At 50.1% G+C, this 12,453-nt stretch carries 14 protein-coding genes; 5 read left to right on the forward strand and 9 right to left on the reverse strand.

Annotated elements, in window-relative coordinates; translation table 11 throughout:
• The gene (locus ACYVK4_RS26540; protein WP_461130629.1) at window positions 1–699 is read right to left on the reverse strand and encodes an SDR family NAD(P)-dependent oxidoreductase; all 699 of its coding nucleotides are present in this window, start codon (window positions 697–699) and stop codon (window positions 1–3) included.
• A gap of 469 nt (window positions 700–1,168) precedes the next feature.
• Here ACYVK4_RS26540 and ACYVK4_RS26545 point away from each other — a divergent pair, with 469 nt between their 5' ends.
• Complete coding sequence (locus tag ACYVK4_RS26545; RefSeq protein WP_461130597.1) at window positions 1,169–1,903, forward strand: ferritin-like domain-containing protein; 735 nt, start codon at window positions 1,169–1,171, stop codon at window positions 1,901–1,903.
• Between the two features lie 14 nt (window positions 1,904–1,917).
• Complete coding sequence (locus tag ACYVK4_RS26550) at window positions 1,918–2,727, forward strand: ferritin-like domain-containing protein (protein WP_461130598.1); 810 nt, start codon at window positions 1,918–1,920, stop codon at window positions 2,725–2,727.
• 85 nt (window positions 2,728–2,812) lie between these two features.
• Here ACYVK4_RS26550 and ACYVK4_RS26555 read toward each other — a convergent pair whose 3' ends face one another.
• Complete coding sequence (locus ACYVK4_RS26555) at window positions 2,813–3,733, reverse strand: PfkB family carbohydrate kinase (RefSeq protein WP_461130599.1); 921 nt, start codon at window positions 3,731–3,733, stop codon at window positions 2,813–2,815.
• Window positions 3,734–3,829: 96 nt separating this feature from the next.
• Window positions 3,830–5,026 (reverse strand): hypothetical protein, encoded by a 1,197-nt coding sequence (locus ACYVK4_RS26560; RefSeq protein ID WP_461130630.1) that lies wholly within the window; start codon window positions 5,024–5,026, stop codon window positions 3,830–3,832.
• A gap of 221 nt (window positions 5,027–5,247) precedes the next feature.
• Here ACYVK4_RS26560 and cysS point away from each other — a divergent pair, with 221 nt between their 5' ends.
• The 3 genes from cysS (at window position 5,248) to ACYVK4_RS26575 (ending at window position 8,278) form a co-directional block, all read left to right on the forward strand.
• Window positions 5,248–6,732: a cysteine--tRNA ligase gene (cysS, locus tag ACYVK4_RS26565; protein ID WP_461130600.1), complete on the forward strand. Its 1,485-nt coding sequence runs from the start codon at window positions 5,248–5,250 to the stop codon at window positions 6,730–6,732.
• 81 nt (window positions 6,733–6,813) lie between these two features.
• The gene (locus ACYVK4_RS26570) at window positions 6,814–7,842 is read left to right on the forward strand and encodes a M28 family peptidase (RefSeq protein ID WP_461130601.1); all 1,029 of its coding nucleotides are present in this window, start codon (window positions 6,814–6,816) and stop codon (window positions 7,840–7,842) included.
• Window positions 7,843–7,897: 55 nt separating this feature from the next.
• Complete coding sequence (locus tag ACYVK4_RS26575) at window positions 7,898–8,278, forward strand: hypothetical protein (protein ID WP_461130602.1); 381 nt, start codon at window positions 7,898–7,900, stop codon at window positions 8,276–8,278.
• A 78-nt stretch (window positions 8,279–8,356) separates the two neighbouring features.
• Here the strand turns inward: ACYVK4_RS26575 and nadD are convergent, their stop codons facing one another.
• The 6 genes from nadD to ACYVK4_RS26605 form a co-directional block, all read right to left on the reverse strand.
• Window positions 8,357–8,929 (reverse strand): nicotinate (nicotinamide) nucleotide adenylyltransferase, encoded by a 573-nt coding sequence (gene nadD, locus ACYVK4_RS26580; protein ID WP_461130603.1) that lies wholly within the window; start codon window positions 8,927–8,929, stop codon window positions 8,357–8,359.
• A 103-nt stretch (window positions 8,930–9,032) separates the two neighbouring features.
• Entirely contained in the window at window positions 9,033–9,632 is a 600-nt protein-coding gene (gene gmk / locus ACYVK4_RS26585) for a guanylate kinase (protein ID WP_461130604.1), read from the reverse strand.
• 100 nt (window positions 9,633–9,732) lie between these two features.
• Complete coding sequence (locus ACYVK4_RS26590; protein WP_461130631.1) at window positions 9,733–9,975, reverse strand: hypothetical protein; 243 nt, start codon at window positions 9,973–9,975, stop codon at window positions 9,733–9,735.
• A 131-nt stretch (window positions 9,976–10,106) separates the two neighbouring features.
• Window positions 10,107–10,817, reverse strand: a complete 711-nt coding sequence (locus ACYVK4_RS26595) for a sigma-70 family RNA polymerase sigma factor (RefSeq protein WP_461130605.1) — start codon at window positions 10,815–10,817, stop codon at window positions 10,107–10,109.
• A gap of 250 nt (window positions 10,818–11,067) precedes the next feature.
• Window positions 11,068–11,565, reverse strand: coding sequence for a hypothetical protein (locus tag ACYVK4_RS26600; protein WP_461130606.1), 498 nt, complete (start codon window positions 11,563–11,565; stop codon window positions 11,068–11,070).
• 76 nt (window positions 11,566–11,641) lie between these two features.
• Window positions 11,642–12,442: a (Fe-S)-binding protein gene (locus tag ACYVK4_RS26605; RefSeq protein WP_461130607.1), complete on the reverse strand. Its 801-nt coding sequence runs from the start codon at window positions 12,440–12,442 to the stop codon at window positions 11,642–11,644.
• Between the last annotated feature and the right edge of the window lie 11 nt (window positions 12,443–12,453).

Raw genomic sequence — 12,453 nt, forward strand, 5'->3', positions numbered from 1 at the left:
TTAGCCTGCCGTCATGCCTCCATCCAGTTGGAGCGTTTGCCCGGTGCAAAACGCATTTTCCTCGGAGGAGAGCCATAAAATAGCCTGGGCTATTTCTTCCGGTTGGCCAAACCGACCCATCGGAATCATCCGGCGCATTCGTTCTTCCATGGCCGGGGCCGTGCTGATCAGCTCATCCACCATCGTTGAATGGGTATATACCGGGCAAACCGCATTGATGCGAATATTTTGCCGTACATATTCCAGCGCAGCCGTTTTGGTCAACCCAATAACGGCGTGTTTAGAGGCACTATAGGGCGCTCCCATCGGCATGCCCCGCACCCCGGCAATACTCGACACATTCACAATTCGGCCCCCAGTCCCGGTGCGGACGCCCCCACCAGCCAACTCTTCGGCTTTCTGCTGAAGCAGCATTTGACGAATCTGGGCTTGCATGCCATAAAAAACGCCCCCTACGTTTACAGCCATCATGCGGTCAAAGTCCTCAGGCGTCTGATCTACGATTCGACCATATTTACCCCCAATACCCGCGTTATTGATCGCAATATCCAACCGGCCGTAGGCATCGACTGTCTGACGAATGGCCATTCCTATCTGGTCAGGAAAGCCCACATCGCACGGTAAAAATAAGGCGGCAAAGCCGTCCTGTTCGATGAGTTTGACGGTTTCCCGACCGTTCGCTTCGTTTATTTCGGCAATAACAACGTGCGCACCAGCTTTAGCAAATGCCCGAGCCGGCCCCGGTAATAAAAGTTACCTGATTCGTAAAGTTCCACATGCAATTTCAGTTAGGTTAGCACGGACCAAAATAAGACGATTTTATCGTTTACCCGCCTTTCGCGGTAAATCAATTACCCACACCTGCACTCGCCTGTCACCCAGAATATGATCAGGCCTGACTATCTCCAGACTACGGTTGCCTGCGAAAAATGAGTGGAAACAAGGCGGCTTACTCCTTCTTTTATCAATACCCAATCTTGTAATTTTCCTGACAGTTTGCAAATAAAACTCAACATGATCGCTTAATTATCAACGTATTAGCATAAAGTCCTATAGTACTTAAACATGTTTTTTGTTTATTAAAAATCTTAATTTCTTACACCCGCGTAGGTATAGCATCCTGGTTGACAAATAACCAGAGCGTTAATCACTTAACTATTCTTGCTCAATGAAAAACGTTACAGAAAAACCTGAAACGACAGCTTCGGAGGCAGCAGCCAGCCGCCGATCGTTTCTACGGGTAGCGGGAGCAGCGGCCATAACTGGTGGCTTGCTGACAGCTTGCTCTAATGCAGATCAAATGACTGTTCAACCAGGTAGTGTTGGTAGTGCCCGCGCTATTGGCCAAACAGTTTCATTACCAACCGGCGATGTCGGTATTCTGGCCTTCGCGTATGTTCTGGAACAGCTCGAAGCCGCTTTCTACGAGATGGTTTTGGCTAAGCCTTATCCAAATATGTCTTCGTCTGACATGCAGCTATGGTCAGATATCCGCGGTCACGAAATCATTCACCGCGCCCTGTTCAAAGCCGCTGTTGGCAGCGCAGTACCCGATCTGACATTCAATTTCTCCAGCATCGACTTCAACGACCGTGCAAATGTAATTGGCACTGCTGAAGCCCTTGAGAAAACAGGTGTTGGTGCCTACAACGGAGCTGGTAAGTACATCAAGAATGCGGATTACCTGACCTTGGCTGGTAAAATCGTATCGGTTGAAACTCGCCACCACTCAATCCTGCGCGAGCTGCAGTACCCTTATTCTGACGCTTTTGCAGGCCCAACCATCGTTACGAGCGATACAGGATTGCACCTTGCATATGAACCCACGATGGTTCTGCCAATTGCCCAGAAATACATTAATGAAACCATCGACGCAAGCGCATTAGCAGCCAGCCTCGCATAAACCACTCAATTCCAATGAACTTACAAAACATACTCGGTGAAATTGAGAAAGTGGATGGCGAAATTTTCGACCGTTTAGCTCACGTTTCTCGTCGGGGCTTATTTAGCTCGCTGACCAAAAAAACCATTGCTGTTGCAGCCCCCGCTATCATGGCGTCGGCCTTGACGAAAGCCTATGGCCAGTCGAGCGCACTGCCACAAGGCGTGAAGGACGTTCTTAACTTTGCGCTTACCCTGGAGTATCTGGAATATCGTTTTTACGATGCAGGACGCAACCTGTCCATGATTCCGAATAACTATAAAGCTGCGTTCGAACTGATTCGTCAGCACGAGCAGGTACACGTTCGGTTGTTGAAATCTGTTCTTGGTTCCGAAGCCGTAGCTGAGCCCAAGTTTGATTTCTCGGCGAAAGGAACATTTACGGATACGTTCAGCAACTTTGCTACGTTCTCGGCCATTGCCCAGACCCTCGAAGATACGGGTGTTCGGGCCTATAAAGGTCAGGCTGCGAATCTGATGCCAGCACCCGCTATTTTGCAGGTAGCTCTTCAGATTCACGCAACTGAAGCCGCTCACGCAGCTAACGTACGCTACATGCGTGGTCAGAAAGGATGGATTACGGGTGGCACGGCTGCGCTACAGGGTCTTCCTTTGGTCGTAGAAGGTAACTATGCCGGTGAAGAAAATCTGACACAGGCGGGCGTTAATCTAGCCACAGCTCTGGCTGGCGATAACCGCATCACGGCTGATATGGTTAGTCAGGCGTTCGACGAGCCGCTGTCAAAAGATGCCGTTCTTGCCCTGGTTAAGCCTTTCCTGGCATAATTAACTATCCGTAAAACAAAACGGCTTCCGGTGAATCACCGGAAGCCGTTTTGTTTTACGGATAACTGACGAACAGAAGGTCTCTTTACTTCTCCAACCCGAATGCCGATAACGTAACAAACTCGCTAACCCGCGCCTGAATTTCATCCTGTGTCAGGTTCATGATCCGTTCAGCACCGAATTTCTCAACGCAGAACGACGCCATAGCCGACCCATAAATAATGGCCCGCTTCATATTTTCGAAGGAGATGTCGTCCGTTTTGGCCAGATGACCGATGAAGCCACCGGCAAACGTATCACCCGCGCCGGTTGGGTCAAATACTTCTTCGAGCGGCAATGCCGGGGCAAAGAAAATCTGGCCTTCACTGAACAGAAGCGCACCGTGTTCCCCCTTTTTAATGATAACCGTTTGTGGTCCCATCGACCGGATTTTAGCCGCTGCTTTAACCAATGAATACTCACGGGTCAACTGACGGGCTTCCTCATCATTGACAACCAGCACATCGACCAGCTTCAGCAGATTCATCAGGTCGGGGTTGGCGATTTCGATCCAGAGGTTCATGGTATCGAGCACAATCAGCTTCGGGCGCTTGTGCAATCGCTCGATCACCATCTGCTGGATGGCCGGGGCCGTATTACCCAGCATGAGGTAGTCGCAGTTCTGGTACGACGCCGGAATGATCGGATCGAAATTCTCCATGACATTCAGCTGTACCTCAACCGTATCGCGGCTGTTCATGTCGTTGTGGTATTTCCCCGACCAGAAGAAGGTCTTCTCCCCTACCCGAATCTCCAGCCCATCGGTATTGATCCCGTGCTTATTGAGATCGTCAATCATGGTTTGTGGAAAATCGTCGCCTACAACGGCCACCAGATTGTTTTCTTTCGTGAAGTATGAAGCCGATAGTGTGATGTATGTAGCGGCACCGCCAATGATCTTGTCGGTTTTGCCAAAAGGGGTTTCCAGCGCATCGAATGCCACGGAACCAACGGTTAATAAACTCATTGTTTTTTAGCTGGGCCAAGCTCCCGTTTGGCCCGTCGGAGTTGTAGTTAATGGATCAGGCGAGAACGGTCCGCCGTAGCGGCCTGGTCCAGACATTTATTTCTTCCGCCCAATGACGGGGCACCGTTTAAATGGTTTTGTCTCGTCGAATAACTTACGGTACGTAACGTGCGTCTTAACGATTTTGGACCCTAGCTGGCTGACAAATCGAACCATGATGGGGTTGAAATCGCCCACCCAGTTCATTTCCAGCTCGGTATATTGAAAGTTCGGGTTGTTATCGGCTTCGTGGGGCATGCGGAGCGCAATGGCGGCCTCGACACCTTTGCCCTGATGTTCGGGGGCTACGCCAAACACAACGCCAAAGGCTTTTCGGTTTGTTTTCCGCAGCATATGCCACAGGAATTTCAGCTTACCCACCAGATCAAGTTTGCCATTTACGTATTTGAATACCTGATTTAGTTCGGGTAAGCAGACAAAAAACGCAACGGGTTCATCCTGGTAATAAGCGAAATAAATAATTTTTTCGTCAATAACGGGTTTCAGCTTCTGCATCAGTAGCTGCGCCTGTGCCGCCGACATTTCTTTTACACCACTATGCCCGCCCCAGGCAGCATTATAAATATGCCGGAACTGTTCGGCGGCCGCCGGAAGTTGCTTTTTATCAATGGTCCGAAACGTATATTCCGGGTTTTGGTAAATGCGCTGAGCACGGTCTTTTACCGCCTGCGACATTTCCGTCAGTTTCGACCAGGTGGTTGGAATTCCGAACGTGTACTGCTTGAAATAATCCTTAAACCCGTAACTTTCGAAGAAGGGGATGTAATACGGCTTGGTATAGGGCATGCAGTAATTAGGCTCCCGGTCGAACCCGTCAACCAGTAGCCCCCACCAGCGGTCGCGGTCGCCGAAGTTGATGGGGCCATCCATGGCTTCCATGCCCCGGCTTTGCAGCCACGCTTTACCCGCATCGAACAGCATGAAAGCCGCAGCCTGGTCGTCGATGCATTCAAAAAAGCCGAGTCCACCGGTTGGCTGATCGTTATCGAGGTTGGCAATTTCACGATCGATGAAAGCCGCTACCCGACCAATGGTTTCGCCTTTATCGTTCAGCAGCAAATACCGCACGCATTCGCCATGCTCGAACCGCTTGTTCCGGACGGGGTCGAACACTTCGTCAACGTCGGCATCCAGTGGTCTGATCCAGCAGGCGTCAGCACGATAGAGACGTACGGGAAACTGAATAAACTCTTTCTTATATCGGGCGTTCTCGCCTACCTCAACTACCTGCATTACAGAACCTGAGCGGATCAATTTAGAAAACAAAATGCGAATATAGCCAAAACCAGCCGGGCTACCGTTTTCCGGCGAACAATCCCTAACTTTGGGCACGTTTTTGGCAGGTAGATACGCAGGCGGTTTGCCTGAAAAGAAACCGACGGCAACTGCCAATTCAAGACAAAAAGACTCCTCCTTCGCCAAATTGGCCGACGGGAGCTATGACAATAAGCAGAATGCAGCCACTTCAGGTATACAATACCCTCTCTCGCAAAAAAGAACTCTTCGAGCCGCTCAACGCCCCTTATGTGGGCATGTACGTTTGCGGCCCTACGGTCTATAATTATGTTCACCTGGGCAACGTCCGTACGTTCCTGACCTTCGATACCCTCTACCGGTATCTGACCTTTATCGGCTACAAAGTTCGCTATGTGCGCAACCTGACTGATGTAGGCCACCTGGTTGGTGATGGCGATGAGGGCGAAGACAAAATTGGCCGGATGGCCAAGCTGGAAAAGGTAGAGCCAATGGAAATCGTACAGCGCTTTACGAATGATTTTCATACGGTGATGGCGCAGTTCAACACCATTTCGCCAAGCATTGAACCCACCGCTACCGGCCACATGATGGAGCAGATCGAAGCCGTTCAGTCGCTGCTGGCCAAGGGACTGGCCTACGAATCGAACGGATCCGTTTACTTCAATATTGAGGAATACAACAAGCGGGGGGGCAATTACGGCAAACTGTCGGGCCGGATTCTGGACGACCTCCTGAACGAAACCCGTGAGCTGGATGGTCAGTCGGAGAAGCGTAGCCCGCTCGATTTCGCTATCTGGAAAAATGCCTCGCCCGAACATCTGATGCGCTGGAACTCGCCCTGGGGCGAAGGGTTTCCGGGCTGGCACCTCGAATGTACCTGCATGAGCACGAAGTATCTGGGCAAGCAGTTCGATATTCACGGGGGCGGTATGGACCTGAAATTTCCGCACCACGAGTGCGAAATTGCGCAGGGCGACGGCCTGACCGGCATCGACCCGGTTCGTTACTGGATGCACTCGAATATGCTAACGGTAAACGGACAAAAAATGTCGAAGTCGCTGGGTAACTCGTTCCTCCCCGCCGAACTGTTTGCCGGTAGCCACCATTTGCTCGAACAGGCGTTCAGCCCCATGACCGTGCGCTTTTTTATGTTGCAATCGCACTACCGCAGCACGCTCGACTTCTCGAATGATGCGCTCAAGGCCGCTCAAAAAGGGTATCGTCGGCTGGCAAACGGATTGCGGGTCATTCAAACGATGACCTACCAACCCGGCGAAGGCGCTATCGACGAAGCTAAACAGAAGGATATCCGGCAGGCGGTTCAGCAGTTCTACGAGGCCATGAACGACGACCTGAACACGGCCGTTGCCATTGCCCAGCTTTTTACGCTGCTGAAGTACGTGAACATGCTCTACCTCAACCAGCTTCAGGCTTCGGTATTGGGCGAAGAGGTGTTTACTCTGCTCAAAGAATCGTTTGTTACGTTCATGCAGGATGTACTCGGACTCCTCGAAGAGGGCACCGACAACCAGCCCGTTCTGGAGGGGTTGCTGACGCTTTATCGGGAGTATAAAGAACAGCGGCAATACGACAAGGTCGATCAGATTCGTTCGTACTTCAAGGCGCAGGGTCTGGCGATCAAAGACATGAAGCACCAGATCGACTGGGCCTACGAAGAATAGTGTCTGGGCTAAGCTCCAGCTTGGCCCAAGCCCGGTATAATGAATCAGGGCCAAGCTGGAGCTTAGCCCAGACTTACTTCAATGACTAAATCTTCATTCCTCTTAGTTCCGGCGCTATTGTTATTGACGGCGGGTGCCTGCCGAACCAAACAATCGCAGTCTGATACGACGCAGACCACCGAACAACCGGCTATGGTGTCGGCCCCAGCCTTCAACGCCGATTCGGCCTACAGTTACGTAGATCGGCAGGTAGCGTTTGGGCCGCGGGTGCCCAACACACCCGCTCACGTGCAAACCGGCAATTACCTGACCGCTAAATTAAAGCAGTTTGGTTGTGAGGTGACGGAGCAATTGTTTGTGGCTACCACCTGGGATGGCAAGAAACTGAATGCCCGTAACATCATTGGCAGCATCAACCCCAAAGCGACCAAGCGCATTGTGCTGGCGTCGCACTGGGATTCGCGCCCTCACGCCGATCAGGACGCTGACAAGGCCGACCAGAACAAACCCGTTACGGCCGCCAATGACGGGGCCAGTGGCGTTGGTGTTTTGCTGGAACTGGCCCGCACCATTCAGCAAAGCCAGACAAAGCCCAATGTAGGTATCGATATTATTTTCTTCGATGCTGAAGACTGGGGCAATGGTGAAAAAGCCAGTAACGATTTTGAAAAGGAAAGCGGCAACCAGTTCGATTACATTGGCTTCTGTCTGGGCTCCCGCTATTGGGCTAAAAACCTGCATAAGCCGGGTTATTCGGCCTATTATGGTATTCTCCTGGATATGGTTGGCGCCAAAGGAGCCACATTTGCCAAAGAAGGGCTGTCGATGCAGTTTGCCCCTACGGTTGTCAACAATGTCTGGCAAACGGCCAGCCGGGCAGGCTATAGCCAGTATTTTGTAGATACCCCCGGCGGTCAGATCACCGACGACCACGTAGCGCCCAATACCATTGCCAAAATTCCGATGATCGACATCATCCATACGAACATCGGGACAGGCGGCTTCTTCCCTGCCTGGCACACCGCCGACGATAATATGAGCAATATTGACCGGGGTACGCTAAAGGCTGTTGGCCAAACGCTGCTGCAAGTAGTTTACAACGAACAATAATCACTATCCAAAAAGGCGGCATTTAAATGCCGCCTTTTTGGTAAAATCGAAGTTTATGAAGTTTTTATACGTGCTGTTCGCAACAGTATTGGTCAGCGGTTGCTACTCATCTCCCGATAAGTTTGGCAAGCTCGATCTTAATAAATGGCGGGGTGACCGGGGCGGCTGTAATGGCGTACGGGCCACATTGGAACCAGACTTCAGGGCTGAGATTCAGAATCTGAAAGGTAAAACGGCCAATACCATCGGCGATTTACTAGGGCGTCCCGACGTCAATCAGATCGCCGACCGAAACCAGAAGTTCTATATTTATTTTCTGGAGAAAGGGCCTCAGTGTAACTTCCCGGTGGAGAAATCCATGAGCCGTTCGGTAGCCATCCGCATGAGTGCGATTGGTCTGGCCACGGAGATCACGTTTCAGAACGGTATTCCGTGAATGTACCCACGGACTTTAGTCCGTGTTTCCGGAATTGATGTTTCTATGATTGATCACGGGTTAAAACCCGTGGGTACATTACAAATAAAACTTCTTCCGCTCGATCATCTCCTCTACTACGTCGGGCACCATGTATCGAATGGAGCGGTTGGCCCGGATGCTGTCCCGAATGAACGTAGCGGAAATATCTAACAGGGGGGCTTCGACTAAGCGCACGTTTGGATGTAGCTTGAATTCGCTTTCCTTGCTCTTGGGGCGGGGGTATACATACAGACCGTAGTATTCCAAAACCTTATCGTAGTTTTTCCAATTGGCAAACTGCTCCAGGTTATCCTCGCCCATGATGAGCCGGAAGGTGTGCTGCGGATACTTTTCGCCTAACCGGGTGAGGGTATCTATGGTATAGCTGGGTTTCGGCATCGAAAACTCGATGTTGGTCGCTTTCAACCGACTATTATCGGCAATGGCGCGCTCCACCATGTCGAGCCGGTCAAACTCGTGCAGCAGGCTTTTCGTTTTCTTAAACGGATTCTGGGGGGATACCACGAACCAAACCTGTTCAAGATCCGTCGTGGTCGCCATCGTATTGGCAATAATCAAGTGCCCGATGTGAATCGGGTTGAAAGAGCCAAAGAATAAACCAATCTTCATGGGAGTGAGGAGTTGGGAGCGAAGAGAGAGAATAGCTGACGCGAAGTATAAAGAGTTGCGTCAGCTATTCTCCCTCCTCGCTCCTCACTCCTAATACATACTATTAAATAACCGTCCCCTTCTCAGGTACCTTGTTTTCTCTGACAAAATCGTCAACCAGCGTCTGGGCTTTTTGCAGGGATGTTTCCAGGTCATCGTTCACCAGAACCACATCGAAGCGATCCTGGAAGCTCATCTCGAAATGCACTTTGAACAGGCGTTTCGACAAGCTTTCTTCGGTTTCTGAGCCTCGGCCAATTAACCGCTGGCGAAGGGTTTCCTCATTGGGCACTTTTACGAAAACTGCCAGCGCTTTGTCGCCGTAATATTCTTTGAGTTTCAGGCCGCCCTGCACATCCACATCGAACAGCACATGCTTGCCGCTTTGCCAGAGTCGTTCGATTTCCGATTTCAATGTACCGTAGAAGGCACCAACATACACCTCTTCCCATTCAACGAATTCGTCGTTATCAATTCGTTGCTTGAATTCTTCCGGCGTCAGAAAATAATAATCTTTGCCATTCTCTTCGGCGCGTCCCCGGCGATCGCGGGTGCAGGCCGAAATAGAAAAGCCGAGATTGTTATTCTCGGCCAGCAAATGCTTGACAATAGTCGTTTTGCCCGAACCGGATGGGGCAGAAAAAATGATCAGTTTACCGTCCACGGCAGGATTTCGATTGGTTGAATCAATAAATAAAATTGGGGTAATTAAGGTTAGCTTCGGAAGCGTCGCCCTAATTACCCCAATCAAATGTCTTCGTGAATTAGCTAAACGTCAGGATCTTGGCTTTGATCGTTGCCACCAACTGTTCAGGGCAGCATCTCTTTTCCATTCGCTTCGTTAACAACTCTTTTACCTCTTGTTCGAGGTGATACATTTGGATACACGGTTGACAGGATACCAGATTATCTTTTAATCGGGCGAGTTGCTGATCTGTAGCTTCTCCATCCAGGATCAACTGAATCATCTTCAAGCAGTCGACCTGATGGTCGCAATGTTCTTTCATCTGTGGCTTGGAGTCTGATGAAGAAGATGATAGTGATGACGACGTTTGCATTGGAAAAATTTTATTTATTCCAAGAATAATAATACGTTAAGTTATTAGTAGAACCAATACAGTGTTAGAAAAAGTTCGGTTTATTCTTCACTTTCTTCTTTATAACCCATTGAAGATGCGTAATCGCGCAATTTTTCTTTCAACAGGTTACGAGCTCTGTGTAAACGGGACCGTACCGTTCCTATTGGGATGTCCAGAATTTTGGCCATTTCTTCATAGGTGAATCCTTCGATATCACACAGAATAATAACCGTCCGGAAATCAACGGGCAACGAGTTTAAGGCTGTTGCCACTTCATCGCCAATCAAGTCAGAAACAGACTCGGCCCGCAGGTCGACTGTATGCTCAGATTCAGCGTCTTCAGAGTTATAGGTCGTTTCAACGTCCTGATAATCTACTTTGGCTGGCTCTTTACTTTTCTTCCGATAATCGTTAATGAAGCTGTTCTTCAGTATCCGAAACAGCCACGCTTTTGCGTTAGTTCCTTGCTCAAACGATGAAATAAACCGGAATGCCTTCAAATATGTATCCTGCACCAGATCGTTGGCGTCGTCCTCGTCGGTGGTCAGGCGAAAGGCAAAATTGTACATGGAGTCAATGTGGGGCATGAACTCCTTATTGAAAACCTGATATTTTTGCTCGTCGGTATACCGGCGCGCGGGTGTGTCAGCCGATGGCTGTTCAACGGAGTCTCCGTCGGGTAACAATTGGTCCGAACCAGTTGGCCCGCCAATGCGGTCCTGGTCATCACGAGTTGGCGTATCTGACATAACTTCGGGTATAGTCGCCATAAAAGTAAGAGTAAATTGCCGTTGTACCGTCGGCCAACTCAACGAATTCGATAATTATGAAAAACCCATTCGCCGAGTCTTATCTCAGGTTGACTACAAAAATCAATCCTTTGTTCAAAAAAAAGGTTTAAAATCAGGCTAATATGACGATTTGGCAGTGAACGATTCATCATCTGTCAACGTTAAAGCCGGTCAATGACTATCCTTATAGAATAGTCATTGACCGGCTTTATCTACTTATTAAGCCTTTTTAAGCGGTTATGGACTTAAAATAACGCTTCAGCCACGAGTCCGCAGCCCGAATCCGCCAGTCTGACAGGAATTCCGCTTTTGTCTTAACCAATGTATTAAACACCGATGTATCGGGCGTTAGCTGTCCGTTCGTCACAGCTTCTTTGATGACTGGCAAAGCAAACGTCTGAACCGATCCCTCAGCCGTTTGTACAGCTGCCGAACGGTCGAAGAAGTCAACGCCAAGCTGACGACCTATTTCCTGCACTGTGCGCATGGATGAGTCGATCGAGCAGCCGCTGGGTAGCGAATACCCCTCATCGACACCAACCACCAGAAATCGACTCTCGGCAACCTGCGCTGACGCCAGCAACGGCTGCCCGTGCGCTGCCCACTGACTTAACGCAGGCCGTAACGTCTCCTCAATCGTTTTCACATCGCCGTCGGTCAACGCACGATTTGCCTGATACACCCATACCCGGGCCGTATCGGGCAGCTTGTCAAAGTCAATGTACATGGTTTTATGTATGATGTAGGGTATTTGATGTATGATGTGCAAAAATATATCCTATATCATACATCCTATATTTTCTTCACAACCCCTGTCCTTGCGCAATCAGTTCCGAGATGTCGTAGACGCGGACGGAATCTTCTTTGTTCTTGTTCTTAACACCATCCGACATCATGGTCATGCAGAAGGGGCAGGCAACAGCGATGGTATCGGCACCGGTGCTGAGCGCTTCCTCTACCCGCTCAACATTCACGTCTTTCTTACCGGGTTCCGGCTCTTTAAAGTACTGGCCACCACCCGCACCGCAGCAGAGTCCGTTTGCCCGAACACGCTTCATTTCGACCAGATCTGCATCCAGCGCGGCCAGAACCTCACGGGGAGCTTCGTATACTTTGTTGGCACGGCCCAGGTAGCAGGAGTCATGAAACGTGATCCGCCGACCTTTGAACGACTCGCCATCTTTTACCCGAACGCGACCTTCGTTGATAAGGCCCTGCAAAAACTGCGAGTGGTGAATAACCTCATAATTGCCACCCAGTTCAGGATACTCGTTCTTTAAAGTGTTGAAGCAGTGCGGACAGGCCGTCACGATTTTCTTGACGTTATAGCCGTTCAGCACCTGAATGTTGGACATTGCCTGCATCTGAAACAAAAACTCGTTTCCGGCCCGACGCGCCGGGTCGCCGGTACAGCCCTCTTCGGGGCCCAGCACGGCGAACTTGATACCGACGTGGTTCAGAATGCGAACGAAGGCAATTGTTACGCGTTTGTAGCGGTCGTCGAACGAGCCTGCGCAACCCACCCAAAACAGAATTTCCGGTTCTTCGCCCGATGCAGCCATATCGGCCATTGTCGGTACTTTGTATGTTTTTTCAGTCGTCATTTCAGTTATCC

The sequence above is a fragment of the Spirosoma aerophilum genome, from assembly GCF_054782495.1.